A 17,567-nucleotide genomic window follows, 5' to 3' on the forward strand; every position below is an offset into this window, starting at 1 on the left:
GACACTTGCTATTTCTGCACAACATAATAATTAGATGGTTTGATACGCTACTTCAGCTATTTCAAAGCGGAAAAATTCATGATGCAATTCATCGCGGAAGTGTTTTGGTGTAACACCTGTGTATTTTTTGAAAATACGTGTGAAATAACTTTGATTGCAGAAATGGAATTGATCTGAAATGGACGTAATACTTTTATTCGTATGTCGTAAATAATATTGAGATTCTTCGACACGGCGCACATTTAAATATTCTACTAGCGTAATCCCTACATGCTCACGGAAGATTCGTGATAGATGGCTCGTGCTAATATGGAAATTCGCTGCAATACTCTCAACTGTCAAGTCATTTTCAAGCTCGTCATTTATGTACATAATTACTTTGTTAACCGTTTGATGACGGAATGTTGGCTGCTTACGGTCTGCGATAAAGTAAACATAAAAGTCGATTAAATCATCTGCAAACTGTAAAAATTCTGCATCCTTCATTTGGTTATCTACCATATCTGCACAGGCTAAATTAAATGCAAAGGCCTTTTTTGAGGGCACTTGATTATCTAATAATTTACGTGCGACAATAGAAGATAAAATAATAAAATATTGACGTACCACTTTAATTACTTGTTTTCCAAAACGTAAAGTTAAGATATCAATAATATCATGTAAGGTTTTTTTCGCCTTCGAAGCTTCTAAATGATAAATTTCAAATAAAAGTTTTGATTCCAGTACGAAAAAATCCTCGATGCCAGCATATTGATTAATATGATCAATTTCCTGGAAATAGCGTTTTGAAATTGTTTCCGAGATTGAATGTTGATGTAGTTGCATAAATTACCCCATCTTTCTTCAGAATAGCTATTCTGTTTCTTGTTTGAAAAACTTTAACACTGTCTTTCACACATGCAGATAGAGCTGTTTCTCGCATCCACCAATCTACCTACATTTTTTCATAAAAATGTTAGATTACAATAAGCAATCTATACATAAGGTTAAATTTATTAAGAGAAATGATTATTTATACGATTCAAGAAAAACATCATACAATACTATGTTTTTGCATATTTATATTCGTAATATTAGTAACTATAGTGAATATTACCATATATTATATTTTCCTTTCAACCTAAATTTAACAATTTTTATAGTTCGAAATTATCATGACAACCTGCATTTCCCTAAAAATAGATGTTAATTAGACCAAAAATTCTTGATTTCATGCACTCTTTCATGCATAAAGCTTTGTTATTATTATCCAAATGATAATTACCAAATTTTTCACTTTACTTTGTCAAAGATAACTTTTTACTAATAAAAAAAACTTCTTAACCTAATTTCTTTAAATATGTAGTAAAATAGTTCATAATTGTATAAAATGCTTATAAAGAGGTGTTAGAGAGTGGATCCAAGACAAATAGAAGAAATTATGGAAGTCATTAAAGAATTTTTCCCGGAAAATACGTCAATTGCTATTTCAGACACAAATGAGTATATATACTACCAACCTAGCAAAAAGGTAGATTTAAAAATCAAACCTGGCGATCCGATTAAGGAAGGTTCAACGGCTTATAAAGCGTTAACTTATGGTCAAAAAATAAACTCATACATCGAATCAGATGTGTTTGGTGTTCCATACTACGGTATGAGTATTCCCTTAATTGAAGAGGGTGAAACAAAGGGCGCAATCACAGCCATTTTCCCTCAAAAGCCTTCACCATTTTTAACAAACTACATTACCGTTAAAATCGATGATTGCTGGTACCCAATTAAACATAACCAAGTAATTTATCTTGAAACTCAATTACGTAAAACATTCGTAAAAACAATGCACCGAGAAGGTTATCACCGCTTAAACTTAAGCGATTTAGAGCTATTTTTAGCACCAGATTCCTTCATTCGTTGTCACCGTTCATACATTGTCAATATTGATTTCATCGATGAAATTCAACCAGATTCTCATTCAACATTTTTATTAATTATGAAAGACGGTACGCGCATTCCAGTTAGCCAACGTTATGCAAGTTACTTCCGTCGCTCATTAGGCTTCTAATAGACACAAGGCGATTTCTCATTTGAGGAGTCGCTTTTTTCAGTTCATTAGTTAAATAGTTAGTCTTTTTACCCTCTTTTTTAGTCGTTATTGCATATTTTTGCTACACAGCCCTTATTTTTTGCATCCACCATTGCGGTTAATTTGTCGAATTTGTCGTATTTTATCTCTAAATAACGTTTTTTAAGCGCTTTTTTACATTACGTGAAGAAAGTGTGACAATATGGTGATACTATTAACGTAACTGCCACTGTATTCAATGGCGAAAAAAACAGAAAATTCTAATAAAATTTTCTAATTGCTCAAACCATCATAAAAACTTTTTAGGGGAGGATTTTTTAATGGATCCACGAGTTGAGAAACGTTTAGGTTTAAAAGAATTAGCAGGTAAAATCATGTCTGCTCAAGAAGCAGCCGCTTTAATTGAAGACGGTTCAGTAGTAGGGATGTCAGGCTTTACTCGCGCTGGGGACGCGAAAGTTGTTCCTATGGCATTAGTAGAGCGCGCTCAAAACGAAAAATTCAAAATTGATGTATATACAGGGGCTTCATTAGGTCCTGAAGTTGATAACCACTTAGCAGCTGCTGGTGTTATTAACAAACGCGGTCCTTTCCAAGGGGACGCGGTAATGCGCGGTTTAATTAACAAAGGCGAAATTTCATACGTGGATGCTCACCTTTCTCACAATGCGGAGTTAGTACGTCAAGGTGTTATTGGCCCAATCAAACATGCAATTATCGAAGCAGTAGCAATTACTGAAGATGGTCAAATCATCCCAACAAACTCTGTTGGTAACTCACCGATTTTCGCACAATATGCGGAAAACATTATTATTGAGTTAAATATTGCTCACCCAGAATCATTAATCGGTATCCACGACATCTACGTTCCAGCTGAACAAGGGAAACGTGAGCCATTCCCGATTACTAATGCAGAGCAACGTATCGGTACAAAAGGTATTGTCGTTGATCCAGCAAAAATTCAAGCAATCGTTATTTCTGAAGAGCCAGATGCACCTTCATTAATCGTTCCTCCAGATGAGGAAACACAAAATATGGCAAACATCTTATTAGACTTCTTCCGTTCTGAAATTAAAGCGGGTCGTTTAACTAACGAGTTAATGCCATTACAATCAGGTGTAGGTTCTGTAGCAAATGCGGTATTAGATGGCTTTGCGAACTCAGAATTCGAAAACTTAGTCGTGTCTTCTGAAGTATTACAAGATGCGGTATTCAACTTAATCGACGCTGGTAAAGTAAAATTCGCAGCTGCAACTTCAATTACACTAACTGAAGAATTACAGAAAAAAGTTTATGGCAACTTAGAAAAGTATGCTGATAAAATTTTATTACGTCCACAAGAAATTTCTAACCACCCAGAGCTTATCCGTCGTTTGGGCTTAATCTCAATCAACACAGCGCTTGAGTTAGATATCTATGGTAACGTAAACTCTACACATGTTTCAGGTACAAAAATGATGAACGGTATCGGTGGTTCTGGTGACTTCGCTCGTAACGCTCGTCTTGGTATCTTCGTAACGAAATCATACGCGAAAGGCGGCGCGATTTCTTCAATCGTACCAATGGTTTCTCACGTAGACCACACTGAGCATGACGTAGATGTAATCGTAACAGAACAAGGTATTGCCGACTTACGTGGTCTTGCACCAAAAGAGCGTGTTGAATTAATCATCGAAAACTGTGCTCACCCAGACTTCAAAGAGCAATTACGCGACTACTACAACCGCGCTGTTGAAGCAACTGGTAACGCACAAACACCTCATATCTTAGAGGAAGCTCTTTCTTGGCATGTAAACCTTGCTAAAAACAAAACAATGAAAAAAGAAGTTGTAAAAGCTTAATTTTCTTGTTTACATGATAAAAGGCTTGTCTCGCATATGCAAGACAAGCCTTTTTCTTATTGTTGCTTATTGTATTCTGTAATTGTTCGCTGTGCGCCACCCTCAGATAAAAATTCATTTTCATTAATGGTTAATGTATCTGGGCTTGCTGCTGCTTCCGCTACATCTCCCGCTACTTTTCCAACCGGCTGCATTTCTTCATTCACTGAATCTGTATTCGCTTGGTAATTTTGCTTCGTGTCTGTCATAACCTTTGAGGCCTTTGTTTTTGCATCATTTAAAAAGTCCATTGCTTTATCACGATTTTCCTTTTTACTTAAAAAGGAAGCTGCACCCGCTAATAATCCTGCTACTACAACACCTTTACCTTTAAATTTAGCCATTGTATATTACCTCCTAAATCTTGATGATTACACATTATTTAGATTACCCTTTGATTTGCTTATTCAAACATTTTCAAAAACGTGATTAAAAAATGCGAAAAATGGGTATGCTAAATATATTACAGATTAAAGGAGTGTTGACCATGTTCCAAAATAAAGAAGTTCAATACAAAGGTGTTGAAGTATTAAGTTTATTAGGGGTGGCGACATTCCTAACATTCGTTATTTCAATTTTTATTAGCTAAAAAAGAAGGCCCATGAAGTGATACACGGGCCTTCCTTTTTTTATGCTTTTACATCATCATAGGCATCGCTTTTTTCAAACGCCGAAACAACATAACTACAAATGGCATTCATTTTCAAATTATTTTCACGCGCATAGTTTGCTGCTGTGTCTAATAATTTTTTGGCTACCCCTTGTCCGCGCAGTACATCAGATACATAGGTATGGCCCATATTCATAACCCCATCGCGCAAAACCCATGTAATTTCTGCTACACGCTCACCTTGTTGCTCATACTCAAATGCACCCTGATTATTCCCTTTGTCTCGATACGTAAATTCCATATTTCTCCCTCCTTGTTCCTTTTACTATAGCATATTCAGTAGGCAATCAAGCAAAAAAGCTCTCAAATTCGAGAGCCTTCTCTATCCATTATTCTTTTGAGAACCAAGATGACACCGTGTCGATTAAATTATTAAAGAAGTTTTTCACACTTTGCCAGAAGCCTTCATCCTCTAATATCGCACCGAATTTTTCATCAAATTTAGCAGTTAAATCAGAAAGCTGATCGGACCATTTACTAAAATCAATATTTAGGTTGCTAATGCGATCCATTAAATCGACCAATAATTGACGGTCTGCATCACTTAAGTTAATTTGGAATTTTGCCAACTGCTCTTCAACAATTTGTTGTACTTCTTCTTTTGATTCCGGTTTGTTTTCAGCAATGACTTGTTTAATTTGTGTTAACAATTCTGCTACTTGCTCATCTGTTACCCCTGCAGATTCAGCAAGTGATGTTGCTACAGATAATTCGTCGTTTGCTACATCTGTACGTTCGATATCAAGTGTTTCACCTGTTTTCGCTTCGTAGGCCTTATAAATCCCTACTAACGCCGAGTGCCCAGTTACTGGCTTTGGTGCAGCGATTTCAACGATTGCATCCTCTATACCGGCTGTTAACATCGCACTTGCATACATTTCTGATGTCACTTGTGTAATATTTTCTGGTGTAACAATACTAATTGTAAGCCCTTTTCCTTCATCCTGGCGTGTAATTTTCGCAGACGAGAACATACGTGAGCTTGGGTTTGAGTCTTTAATATATTTTGCTAAATCTTGTCCTGTAATGGTAATTTCGTCTACTTCGGTTTCCTTGTCTACGCGTAAAGCTATTTTCACAGTTTCCTTTTCATCCGCAGATAGGTTCCCACCATAAACAACGATTGGAACACCTAATTTTTCATTAATTGGATTTTTAGTTTCCGTTGTTGCAGCGAATGTGCTAACTGGCATTACGATTGAAAGCATTAAAACAAGCGCAGCAACTAGTGCGATCCATTTTTGTTTCATAATAATTCCCCCTTCGAAATATATATGCCTTTGCATGTACATTCCATTATTAATACGGTTAAAAAAAGTAAAAGGTTGCACTAACAATTGCCTTTTACTTTTTTCATCGTACAATATTATCGTTCGTTAAACAATTTCTGTCCAACCATCTTGCTGTATAATTTTTCTTGCCTTCATTAAAGTACCTAATGCACGTTTGAAAGCCCCTTTACTCATATTGAACATTTCTTGGATTTCTTCCGGTGTGGATTTGTCTCCAAATGGCATTTTACCGCCAACGCTTTCTAAATAGGCGAAGATTTTTTCAGCATCATCTCCTAAACGCTCATGCTTACGCGGTAAAAACGAGCCATTTAGTGAGCCATCTTCCTTTACGTCGATTATGCGCACCGTTACATCTTGACCTAAACGCGGCTCAGCCTTCATTTCAGATTGATGCACAAAAATACGGTATGGTGCTTCTACACCAAGTAAAAATGAGCCTACTGGTAATAAACGATATGGGCGAGCCGTAATCGTTTTATTGAACATATCTTCTAGCGCGCCTTCGTACATATCATTGACTTTTTCTTCTGTAATGAGACGACCAAATAAGTCGCCATTACGATCTGTGCGCAATGTCATGTATAAATGGTCACCTGGCTCTGGCCACACCTCTTGGATTGCCGGTAAATCCTCTGCACGTACGAGCACCTCGCGCGACGTACCAATATCACAATACGCGCCTTCTTTTGTTACCTTTAACACACGAGCCCAGCCATAATCTACCTCTGTTATATGAGGAATTGCGGTTGTCGCTTGTAAGTCCCCGCGACGATCTGTATATAAAAATACCTTTACTGTGTCACCAATTGCTACCGTTTCTACTACATCAGAAGCATTTAACGGAACTTCGATATCTCCGTTTGTTAAAATATAGCGTGAACCTTGCTCCTCTAATACCGTCAAACGAACAACTTGTCCTGATTTCATTAATTGATTCATTGATTTCTCCTTTTCCTTGTCAATCATTACATATTATGATTTGATTTCATTTCTTCTAGCTTCTTTGTCATTTGTGGCTCCTCTTCCAAGAGCTGCACAAGGTCTGCAATTCGATCGATTGAATTCCAGCTTAAGTGATGCTCGATGCCCTCTACATCTTCGTAAATTCGTTCTTCATCAACCCCAATTAAACGCAAAAATTGTTCCAGCAGCTCATGACGTTGTACTAAACGCTTACCTAATTTTTGCCCTTTTGGCGTCAATGTTAACCCTCTATATTTTTCATAGACTAAGTATCCATCTTTATCTAACTTCTGTACCATTTTCGTTACTGAGGAAGGTAGAACAGATAAAGCTTCTGCAATATCGGACACACGCGCATATCCCTTATGTTCAATCAATAAATATATTTGTTCTATGTGGTCCTCCATGCTAGGTGTTGGCATAACTGTTCCCTCTCTTTCCAATTGCTCCTTTAAGTGTACTACAATTTTAGACAAAAGGTTAACCGAAAAACCGTATTCGTCATGAAAAGAGACGATTCAAGTTTAAACGAATACTTGAATCGCCTCTTTTTAATTTCTATACTACTTTTAAACGTCGCCAATTATTTAATACTTTACCAATAGGCACGCTTAAAAGGATTCCTCATTAATGGCGTGGATTTCGACCAACGATATGAAGTGCGTGAATAATTTGCTTGTTAATCTCTTCAATATTTTCTGGGGTATTCAATTGTTTGAACACGGCATCCCTTGCCTTTTCTGAAGCAACATAGCGCGTAGGCAATGCATTTAGTGCAATTGCATTTACATCCATTTCACACTGCTCACAATGGCAAAAGGTTTGATACTCAACACCATGTAGAAGGAAGCTGACAAGCCCTCGGACAATTTCTTCGGTCACATTTATTAATTTAACATTTGACATCTCTATCCTTCGCCTCATTCGCCTTCTTTTTTATTCTAATTAATCATATAACGTTCTTATAAATAACTCAAGATTAATAGAATTATAATTGAAACTTGCTTACCGATAAGTATGGAATGGTAGTATTACATATTAACCAATTTAAGACGCTTTATTATTTTTTAATAATCTTAAAGCATTTAATATGACTAATAATGTTGCGCCAATGTCGGCGAAAATGGCAATCCATAATGTTAGCCATCCTGGAATTACAAGCAATAGCGCAACTAATTTCAATCCAAGTGCGAAAATTATATTTTGTTTAATAATCGTCAGTGTTCGTTTACTTAGCTTCATTGTAAATGGTAGCTTTGTTAAATCATCACGCATGAAAACAATTTGTGCTGTTTCAAGTGCTGCATCGGAACCAGCACCACCCATCGCAATACCAATATCCGCAGTGGCTAATGCCGGGGCATCATTGACACCATCTCCAACCATTGCGACAGAACCATATTGCTGTTGTAGCTCTTTAATCGCCTGTAGCTTATTTTCTGGTAGTAAGCTGGCACGAACATCGCTAATCATTAAACGGTCGGCAATTTTTTGCGCCGTTAATGGAGCATCTCCGGTAAGCATGACCGTATGCTCAATCCCACTCTTATGAAGTGCTTCAATGACGGATTTACTCTCTGAACGCACTTGGTCAGCGATTGATACTATTCCCAATACGCGTTCTTTATTGGCTGTCACAATTACCGAATGACCATTTGATGCGTGCTCTTCTATTGCCTTTGATAGATTTTGTGGAATAGCTACGATTGATTCAATCCAACTGACACTACCTACATAAATAATTTCATCCTTCACCGTTGCATAAGCCCCTTTGCCTGTTACAGATTGGAAATTTTCGGCTTGAGGGATATCAATTTTTTCATCAAAAGCTTTTGCTAATATGGCACGTGCTAACGGATGCTGTGATTTCTTTTCAACCGCTGCCATTTGAGCAAATAGCGTTCGTTCATCATAATTATTTGTCATGATGTCTACTACTTCAGGCTGCCCTTTTGTTAACGTACCTGTTTTGTCGAACGCCACCGCGCGAATATGACTAAGCTGCTCTAAGTACGCACCGCCTTTAATCAGTACCCCTTGTCGTGCTGCATTACCAATTGCGGTTACAATGGCTACGGGAGTTGATATGACTAATGCACACGGACAACCGACAACTAACACAGCCAGACCTTGGTAAATCCAATGTGCCCAATCACCTGTTACGAAACTCGGAACAATGGCTACCACTACCGCCACGAGCATAATCGCCGGCGTATAATATTTGGCAAAACGGTCGACAAATTTTTGAGACGGCGCCTTTTGTGCCTGTGCCTCCTCAACTAAATGGATAATCTTAGAAATGGTTGTATCTTCCACACGCTTTGTTACTTGAATTTCAAGTGCCCCAGCTTCATTAAGCGTTCCTGCAAAAACATGGTCTCCTACTGTTTTCGTTACCGGGATAGATTCGCCCGTTATCGCTGCCTGATTTACAGTAGAAGTACCCACCATTACAATACCGTCCATCGCAATTTTCTGACCTGGCTTTACGAGTAGTATATCCCCTATCTGAATTTGCTCAGTCGCCACTTCCATCTCATGAAAATGCTGGTCATGTGCGCGTTTGATCAGTGCTGTTGTCGGTGCAAGCTCTACTAATTGCGAGATGGATTGACGAGCCTTATTCATCGAGTAAGCTTCGAGCGCTTCACTAATTGCAAATAAAAACACGACAACTGCTGCTTCCTGCCACTCGCCGATTAGCGCTGCTCCTATAATCGCGATAGTCATAAGTGTTTTCATATCAAACTCAAGGCGTAGTAAGTTTTTTATACCCGTTTTAAAAATCGGATAGCCACCTACAACAATAGCAATGGCAAACAGACTGTTTACTAAAATATGCCCTTCTCCTAGTAATAGGCTCCCAAACAAACCTAAAATGACAAATACTAATGAAAAGGCTGCTAGTTGATTTTCTTTACGTTTGTAGAAGGGCACGGTTTGTACGACTTTACGCTCACTTGCTTTTGATACCTTTATGCCATCAAATGCACCCGCTGCTTCTAATTCGGCAACGGTTGCCTCACCGACTATCGTTAATTTTGCTGCACCAAAATTAAGCTGTGCGTCTTGTACGCCTGCAATTTCTTTTACGTTTTTTTCAAACTTTATCGCACAATTTGCGCACGATAAATTTTCCAATCTGTATTGCTCCGTTTTAACTGCCACATTGCTCACTCCTCCGAATGTTCATATGCTAATCGCACAATTTGGTATACATGCTCATCTGCTAACGAATAATACATAAGCTTTCCTTCACGCGTCGATTTTGCCAAGCCGTTCTCTTTCAAATTTCGTAAATGGTGAGAGGTCGTTGCAATACTGGCCTCAATGATCGTCGCAACATCACAAACACAAAGTCGCTGCTCGATTGTCAGTGCATATAAAATTTTTAAGCGTGTCTCATCCGATAACACTTTTAGCAATTTCGATACAGCCGTTAATTCGGGCATTTGTGCTTTTACTTGTGCAACAGCCTCATCATTGACGCATGTTACTTCACACACATCCTTCATCTAACTCACCTCATTCAAATTTCTATTTGAGTGTATTATATCGTATGCAGCAAAACATTCAAAGGTTAATTTGAATGAAAAAATAGCTCCTCTTTACCGTAAAGAGAAGCTACAGAGCGATAGTTATTCAGCTTTCAATGTTAATTCATAGCGTACATCCATATCACCATTTATTTTCGTTTGATGATAATGACCTTCCACCCAGTTTACTACTTGGTTATCATACCACTTTGATTTTACATGACCACTTTGCCCTGGACCTACAATATGTTGTGCAGATGATAAATCATTTAAATCCGCAACAAAGCGCCAGGATGCCCCGTGTTTTACATTACCATACCCATCCTCAGCTGCAGCCTGTACCGTAACACTAGATCCCCCTACAGCTAACTTGTCAGGATTTAAGTAATTGGCTAATAGATCAGAGGCACTTGATAATGGGTGATTAAATGTGAGCTTATTATAGCTACCCCATTGCCATTTTGACACAGATGTACCAAGACGATCTTCAATTTTTATTACAGCATCTTCAAAGGCCGTATAGACAAATTGATTCAATCCACCCTCGCCCTGTATCCATACCCCTTCATTTCCAGCGAAGGCATCTCGTAGCATTTGGTCGGTAATTTGTGATTTGGCGGGCATTAATTTATACATATCTGCTGGCATGGCATCTTCAAATAACGCTTTTTCCATGTTTTCAATCAAGAAATGATAAACAAGTGGTGCACCTTGCTCTTTATCATCATAGTATTCCCACTCTTCTAATAAGGAAATAACCTTTGCATACTTGCCCTCTGCATCTTGTTCCTTAATTGTTGCTACTAAACGAGGTAAAAATTCCTCGGCATGTAAGTTCTTCTGATCCATTTGCATTACTTTCATATAGTCTGGCGTCAATTTTAATTGCACACCTGTTTTTTGATCAATTGATGGGTTTTCTATCATTTCGACAATGCGCTCGTAGCGATATGGCTGTGCCCAAAGATTGGATAGATGATACGGGTAGTGTTCGCCAACGACTTCATTATTGGCCGTTGCAATATACCCCTCTTCCGGATTAATCACTGTTGGTAGCTCATCAAACGGGATATAGCTTTCCCAGCCATATTGTGAGGAGTTCCCGGGTACTGGCAATGCACCTGTACCTTGTTTACGAATGGGTACGATTCCGTTTGCTTTATAGGCAATGGTGCCATCGGTTGAGGCAAAGACGAAATTTTGTGCGGGTACTTTAAAGTCCTCTAATGCCTTTTCAAACTCTTTCCAGTTTGTTGCTTTATTTAAACCTATAATGGCTTTTAATTCTTGTGTAGATTGAAGTGCTGTCCATTGCATAGAAAACACTTCCTTCACCTCTGTATCTTTTAACATAATATTTGAAATAATAGGACCGTGACGTGTTTCTACTACTTCAAAGTCTACCGTTTCGCCGTCCTTTACTCGAATTGGCTCTTGACGAACAGTAGCGTCCTCCCATTTCCCATCATATTCAAATTGGTATGGGTTTTTCGGGTTTGGCACCTCAATATATAAATCCTGTACATCCGGATTGACATTCGTTACACCCCAAGCGATTTCTTCATTATGTCCTAAAATAATTCCGGGAATCCCCGCAAAAATAACACCGCTTACATTTTGCTCAGGTGATTGTAAATGCATTTGATACCAAATTGACGGCGTACTCAAGCCTAAATGTGGGTCATCTGCAAGTAGTGGCTTACCAGATTCCGTTAATTCGCCGCTAATTACCCAGTTATTACTACCATTAAATTCTGGCGGTAAATAATCTGGTGTAAATGCTGTCGCAATATCCGCTTCTATATTTAGGTTGGCTTCAATAATCGATTGTGCGTTTTCTGGGTACTCAACAAATAATTCTTTTGCCTCTTCTTCAGTAAAGTTTTGTAATGCCCAAGAACGGAATGCTTGCTGATTCCAGTTACCGCCTAAATCATAGGCCATATATTTCCCAATGGTTAATGAATCCAGTGGCGTCCATGGCTCCGGGGTATAGCCTAGTAGTTTAAATTCATACGATAACTTGCTTGTGCTCTTCACTTCTGCAATAAATGCATTCACCCCTTCAGCATACCATTCGAGTATTTGCCTCGATTTTTCGTCATAGTCTTCCCATGAAAGCTCTGCCGCATGACGTAAGCTAAATGTACGGAAGTATTTATCGGTTTCTACCGCAGCCTCCCCAATTACTTCCGCGAGCATGCCACTTGCCTGTCGACGTGCTAAATCCATTTGGAATAAACGATCCTGTGCTTGTACATAGCCTTGCGCGCGGTAAAGGTCGGCTTCTGTTTTTGCAAAAATATGGGGAACGCCTATCTCGTCCCTTGTTACTTCAACATCTTCATCTAGAATTTTGACAACGGTCTCCCCTTCAATGACCGGCTTCGAAGTTGCTAAGTAAAAATGGAGCCCTGCAAATGCTGCGCCACCTATTATAATAATGACACCTATTATCCAACTCAGAATCTTGACCCATTTACGCCTTTTTGATTTACTCACTTGTTGTGCCATAAAATCCACCCTCCAATTTCAATATTAAAATCGTTGAAAATTGATCGTGCTTCTTTACCCAACAGAATTTTCTATCTTACTCTACTTTAACTTTAAAAGAATCGGACAATGATCGCTCCCTAAAACTTGCGAATGAATCGCTGCATCTTCTATTTGTCCTACGATACGGTTGGATACGATGAAATAGTCGATGCGCCAACCGATATTACGTGCACGCACTTGATTCATATACGACCACCATGTAAAATGGTCCGTTTCATTTGGATGGAAATGGCGGAACGTATCCGTAAAGCCGCTTGCTAATAACTCGGTCATTTTTCCGCGTTCCTCATATGTAAAGCCCGAATTCCCGATATTCGATTTCACATTTTTTATATCCATTTCTTCATGGGCCACGTTTAAATCGCCACAATAAATGACCGGCTTCTTGCTATCAAGGTCCTTTAAATACAGCGCCATACGTTCCTCCCATAAAAGCCGCTCTGCTAAACGTGTCAAATCACGTTTTGCATTTGGAACATAGGCATTCACTAAATAAAAATCCGCATACTCCAACGTCAAAATTCGTCCTTCATCAGGAGCTACTTCATTTTCAATCCCGTAGCTTACGGATAGTGGCTCATGCTTTGTGAAAATGGCTGTTCCTGAATAGCCCTTCTTGACCGCCGAGTTCCAGTATTGATGATAGCCATCAAGGTGAAGCTCGATTTGCCCTTGTTGACATTTTGTTTCTTGTATACAGAAAAAATCCGCGTCCATCTCGTGAAAATAATCTAAAAACCCTTTCTTGACACATGCGCGGATGCCGTTCACATTCCATGAAATAAACTTCATAATGCTCTTTCCCCTTCGTCGTAGTATATGTATGAATAGAGGCTACTAGTAGAAAAATAGATTTCGCACATAATCGTACGAAATCTTATTTTTTCACCTTATGCATTTTGTTAACAATTGCCGCTCAAATATACACTCATTTTATAGGAATGTGTCTACCTATTCTTAAGCCTCTTCGCCGACAATTTTTACTTCCATTTCTAAATCCACATCAAATTTTTCCTTCACAACGCGCTGTACCATTTGAATGGTTTCGATGTAATCTTTTGCAGTTGCATTGTTTTTATTGATGATAAAGCCTGCATGCTTCGTTGATACTTCGGCACCACCAACGCCTTTGCCTTGTAATTCGCTATCTTGAATAAGTTTTCCTGCAAAATAGCCTGGAGGTCTTTTAAACACACTCCCTGCTGATGGATATTCAAGCGGTTGCTTTGATTCACGTTGGTATGTTAAATCAGCAACCTTGGCATCAATTTGCTGTTGCTCGCCTTTTACTAATTCAAATGTAGCAGACAGTACAAAATAGCCTTTTTTCGCAATAATGCTTTTACGATAAGAAAGCTCTAGCTGTTCATTGGATAGTACTAGCACTTCACCTTCCACTGTTACGACCGTGCAAGATGTGACGATATCTTTAATCTCACCACCGTAAGCACCGGCATTCATAGCCATCGCACCGCCAATTGAACCCGGGATACCACAGGCAAACTCAAAGCCCGTTAAACTATCTTCTGCGGATTGCTTTGAAACTTCTTTTAATAATGCACCGCTTTGTGCAAAAACAGTCGTACCCTCAATACGAATCTCATTTAATAGCGCAAAATGGATCACGATGCCACGTACACCGCCATCACGCACGACCATATTCGATCCATTGCCAAGCATTAACAATGGAATTCGGTTTTGATGTGCATATCGAATCACTGCTACTGCCTGTTGTTCTGTTTCCGGCATAACAAATACATCTGCATTGCCACCTAGCTTTGTCATCGTATATTTTTTTAACGATTCATTTATCTTTACATTCGTTGATGGAATCCACTGTAATAAATCATTTACCCATTGCTCAATCGTCATAAATCATAAATTCCTTTCCCTTGAAGCTTTGTATCTTTTCTAGTATCTGTTTTTAACGCAACATTTACAAGTAAAATACGATAGGCTAGAGCCATTTTTTTGACCATATTTCAATTTCACGAACGGCTTGCTCAAGTGAGAGTCCTTTGCTCGTCAAATTGTACTCCACGCGAATCGGTACTTCTGAAAATACTTTTCGCTCAACAATTCCCTCTTTTTCAAGCTCCTTTAGGCGTTCCGACAATAATCTGCCACTTATCGGTAACGCCGCTTCAATCGCATTAAAACGCTGCGGACCTTCTAATAATTGATAAATAATTAATGCGGTCCAACGCTTACCCACAAGTTCCATTGCCTTCGATAAACGTGGACATAATGCTGTTTCTTTCATTTTTTCACCTCATATTTAAACAAATTATGCATTTGTTCTATTTATAATCCATGTAATTATTTTAACACTTCTCTTCAATTACGAAAAGTAAGTAGCTTACTCCAAGCAAAATCCCATTGTAATCTAAAACTTTATATTCTATGATGGATTTAGAAAATTGTTACAATTAAGGGAGGGAAACTACATGGCAACTTATATAGTTGACGTATTCCATTCTTCTGTTAACTTTACAATCAAGCATATGATGATTACAAAGGTTAATGGAACATTCGATTCTTTTTCAGCTCAAATTGAAGCGAATGATATCGAAGCATTCGACATTTCAACCATTCGTTTTGATTTAGATGTGGCAAGTATTAATACCCGTGATGTTTCGCGCGATCACCACTTAATATCTGCTGATTTCTTCGATGCAGATCGCTACCCTAAAATTTCCTTCGTTCTAACATCTACAGAAGGAACCAATAATCCATATAAGCTTCATGGCAATTTAACCATTAAAGATGTAACAAGACCTGTTACATTTGACGTTACATACAATGGTCATGTAAAAAGTCCATGGGAAGCCGAAGCCTATGGTTTTTCTTGTACAACGGTTATCAACCGTAAAGATTTTGGCTTGGTATATAATGCGACACTAGAAGCAGGGGGCTTTCTTATCGATGAGCTTGTGACGATTTCGGTTGAATTGGAATTAGAACAACACAAACACTTACTACATAACAGTATTTGATACGCTTGACTATTACATTAGATTTCGTAAGAACTTAAAAAGGCCACTCGCTAATTTGGATGCGAGTGGCCTTTTCATCTAACCGACTATTATGCAGTTACTTTTGCTAATTTTTGAGCTGCTGCTTTAACATTTTCTAATCCAGCAGCAATGATGTTTTCTGCTTCTGCAGGGTTGGCATTGTGACCTTCGATAATTACTTCTTCTACTTTTTCCATACCATAAACGCCACCAATTACACTGTTCATGTAGTTAACTGACATTTCCATAGGAGCCATTTCTGGTGTTGAGTAGTAACCACCACGAGCATTTAATAAGATGTATTTCTTGTCTGTCATTAAGCTAATTAATTGACCTTGCTCACCATATTTAAATGAATAGCCAGCGCTATAAGTGTAGTCAATGAATGATTGTAAAGCTGCTGGAATTGTTAGGTTCCATAATGGGAAAGCAAATACAACTACTTCTGCTGCATCTAAAGCTGCACGAGATTTGTTCATTGAATCAACTGAAGCTTGTTCACGAGCTGTTAAAGCTTCACCGTTTTGTAATTTACCGAATGCATTGAATAATTCTTGACCGAAGTATTCTAAGTTTTCTTCAAATACGTCAAATGTTGATACATTTAACCCTTCAACAGTTGCTACCTCTTCCATGAAAGTATTATACATTTTTGTTGAAATACCGTCTGGACGGTTGTTTGCTTTTACTACTAATACGTTTGTCATTATATTAAAACTCCCTTTATTTTTTATTTTTAAATTATATATCTTTGTTGCGAGTATCTCAAATTCGAGGTACTTTTATATAATATAAGAACAACCGCAAAAAATCAATACGATTGCTCTCGGACTTTAGACTGAAATTAGATTTCGCATGAATCATCCGTGCATGTAGCACCATTACCACCCTGCATTTTTAATGGTTTACGTAAGCCCGCCTCTTGTGCTGCTTTTTCGATGGCTTGTTCAAACACTTCTTTTGGTTGTGCGCCTGAAATACCATATTTTTGATCAATTACAAAGAAAGGCACGCCTCGTACACCTAGTTGTTGTGCAACGGCAATATCTTGTTGCATCTCCGCTAAATAATCATCACTTGCTAATATGGCTTGCGCTTGTTCACGCACTAAACCAACTTCCTCAGCGATTTTTAGTAAGGTTTCATCTAGTCCAATTAATTGACCCTCTGTAAAATAAGCCTTTAATACGCGTTCTGAAAATGCTTTGCCCTTGCCTTTTGTTTCAGCCCACTTTGCTAAACGGTGTGCTTTCACTGTATTGGCATTTTTCATTTCATCGAAGTTAAAATTCAATCCAACTTCACTGGCACGGCCTACTATATTTTGCGTCATGTTTTTCACTTCTTCGATTGACATGCCGTACTTTTGTTGTAAGCTCTCATACACCGGCTCTGATGCATCTTCCTTCACTGTCGGATCTAGTAAATAACTTTTCAGCTCTACTTCAATAGCCTCTCCGTAACCTGCTTGTTCTAATACTTGCTCTAATTGTGTTTTACCAATATAACAAAATGGACACACATAATCTGACCATACTTCAATTTTCATTTTTCTCACTCCTTATCCACCTCATTGTAATGAGTT

The 17,567-nt window shown here is 38.3% G+C and carries 18 protein-coding genes; 3 read left to right on the forward strand and 15 right to left on the reverse strand.

Going from position 1 to position 17,567, the window contains the following annotated elements:
* Positions 1-30: 30 nt before the first annotated feature.
* Positions 31-825, reverse strand: coding sequence for a helix-turn-helix transcriptional regulator (locus tag MKX47_RS18085; RefSeq protein ID WP_340776962.1), 795 nt, complete (start codon positions 823-825; stop codon positions 31-33).
* Positions 826-1,393: 568 nt separating this feature from the next.
* Between MKX47_RS18085 and MKX47_RS18090 the strand changes: the two genes are divergently transcribed.
* Together MKX47_RS18090 and MKX47_RS18095 are read left to right on the forward strand one after the other, a co-directional pair.
* Positions 1,394-2,044 carry a LytTR family DNA-binding domain-containing protein gene (locus MKX47_RS18090; RefSeq protein ID WP_340776964.1) on the forward strand — a complete coding sequence of 217 codons (651 nt, stop codon included), beginning with the start codon at positions 1,394-1,396 and terminating at the stop codon, positions 2,042-2,044.
* A 341-nt stretch (positions 2,045-2,385) separates the two neighbouring features.
* Positions 2,386-3,906, forward strand: coding sequence for a succinate CoA transferase (locus MKX47_RS18095; RefSeq protein ID WP_340776965.1), 1,521 nt, complete (start codon positions 2,386-2,388; stop codon positions 3,904-3,906).
* Between the two features lie 56 nt (positions 3,907-3,962).
* Here the strand turns inward: MKX47_RS18095 and MKX47_RS18100 are convergent, their stop codons facing one another.
* From MKX47_RS18100 to MKX47_RS18155, 12 genes are all read right to left on the reverse strand, one after another.
* A complete protein-coding gene (locus MKX47_RS18100; RefSeq protein ID WP_340776967.1) occupies positions 3,963-4,289 on the reverse strand; it encodes a hypothetical protein in 327 nt (108 codons plus the stop codon).
* 285 nt (positions 4,290-4,574) lie between these two features.
* Complete coding sequence (locus MKX47_RS18105) at positions 4,575-4,856, reverse strand: GNAT family N-acetyltransferase (protein ID WP_340776969.1); 282 nt, start codon at positions 4,854-4,856, stop codon at positions 4,575-4,577.
* 88 nt (positions 4,857-4,944) lie between these two features.
* Positions 4,945-5,865, reverse strand: a complete 921-nt coding sequence (locus MKX47_RS18110; RefSeq protein ID WP_340776971.1) for a DUF1002 domain-containing protein — start codon at positions 5,863-5,865, stop codon at positions 4,945-4,947.
* A 126-nt stretch (positions 5,866-5,991) separates the two neighbouring features.
* Positions 5,992-6,849, reverse strand: coding sequence for a CvfB family protein (locus MKX47_RS18115; RefSeq protein WP_340776973.1), 858 nt, complete (start codon positions 6,847-6,849; stop codon positions 5,992-5,994).
* A 26-nt stretch (positions 6,850-6,875) separates the two neighbouring features.
* Positions 6,876-7,295 carry a transcriptional regulator MntR gene (gene mntR, locus MKX47_RS18120; RefSeq protein WP_340776975.1) on the reverse strand — a complete coding sequence of 140 codons (420 nt, stop codon included), beginning with the start codon at positions 7,293-7,295 and terminating at the stop codon, positions 6,876-6,878.
* 205 nt (positions 7,296-7,500) lie between these two features.
* A complete protein-coding gene (locus MKX47_RS18125) occupies positions 7,501-7,779 on the reverse strand; it encodes a late competence development ComFB family protein (protein ID WP_340776978.1) in 279 nt (92 codons plus the stop codon).
* A gap of 141 nt (positions 7,780-7,920) precedes the next feature.
* A complete protein-coding gene (locus MKX47_RS18130; RefSeq protein ID WP_445683597.1) occupies positions 7,921-10,041 on the reverse strand; it encodes a heavy metal translocating P-type ATPase in 2,121 nt (706 codons plus the stop codon).
* 5 nt (positions 10,042-10,046) lie between these two features.
* The gene (locus tag MKX47_RS18135) at positions 10,047-10,388 is read right to left on the reverse strand and encodes an ArsR/SmtB family transcription factor (RefSeq protein WP_340776982.1); all 342 of its coding nucleotides are present in this window, start codon (positions 10,386-10,388) and stop codon (positions 10,047-10,049) included.
* 123 nt (positions 10,389-10,511) lie between these two features.
* Entirely contained in the window at positions 10,512-12,923 is a 2,412-nt protein-coding gene (locus MKX47_RS18140; RefSeq protein ID WP_340776984.1) for a penicillin acylase family protein, read from the reverse strand.
* Between the two features lie 81 nt (positions 12,924-13,004).
* Positions 13,005-13,757, reverse strand: a complete 753-nt coding sequence (locus tag MKX47_RS18145) for an exodeoxyribonuclease III (protein WP_340776985.1) — start codon at positions 13,755-13,757, stop codon at positions 13,005-13,007.
* A gap of 165 nt (positions 13,758-13,922) precedes the next feature.
* Positions 13,923-14,837: a UDP-N-acetylmuramate dehydrogenase gene (gene murB / locus MKX47_RS18150; protein WP_340776987.1), complete on the reverse strand. Its 915-nt coding sequence runs from the start codon at positions 14,835-14,837 to the stop codon at positions 13,923-13,925.
* A gap of 85 nt (positions 14,838-14,922) precedes the next feature.
* Positions 14,923-15,228: a winged helix-turn-helix transcriptional regulator gene (locus tag MKX47_RS18155; RefSeq protein WP_340776989.1), complete on the reverse strand. Its 306-nt coding sequence runs from the start codon at positions 15,226-15,228 to the stop codon at positions 14,923-14,925.
* 184 nt (positions 15,229-15,412) lie between these two features.
* On the opposite strand from MKX47_RS18155, the gene MKX47_RS18160 reads away from it, so the two are divergent.
* The gene (locus tag MKX47_RS18160; RefSeq protein WP_340776991.1) at positions 15,413-15,961 is read left to right on the forward strand and encodes a YceI family protein; all 549 of its coding nucleotides are present in this window, start codon (positions 15,413-15,415) and stop codon (positions 15,959-15,961) included.
* An 89-nt stretch (positions 15,962-16,050) separates the two neighbouring features.
* Here the strand turns inward: MKX47_RS18160 and MKX47_RS18165 are convergent, their stop codons facing one another.
* Together MKX47_RS18165 and MKX47_RS18170 are read right to left on the reverse strand one after the other, a co-directional pair.
* A complete protein-coding gene (locus tag MKX47_RS18165) occupies positions 16,051-16,689 on the reverse strand; it encodes an FMN-dependent NADH-azoreductase (RefSeq protein WP_340776992.1) in 639 nt (212 codons plus the stop codon).
* A 137-nt stretch (positions 16,690-16,826) separates the two neighbouring features.
* On the reverse strand, positions 16,827-17,531 hold the full coding sequence (locus MKX47_RS18170; RefSeq protein ID WP_340776996.1) for a DsbA family oxidoreductase: 705 nt from the start codon (positions 17,529-17,531) through the stop codon (positions 16,827-16,829).
* Between the last annotated feature and the right edge of the window lie 36 nt (positions 17,532-17,567).

Origin of the sequence: Solibacillus sp. FSL R7-0668 (genome assembly GCF_038006205.1) — a bacterium.
GTDB lineage: Bacteria > Bacillota > Bacilli > Bacillales_A > Planococcaceae > Solibacillus.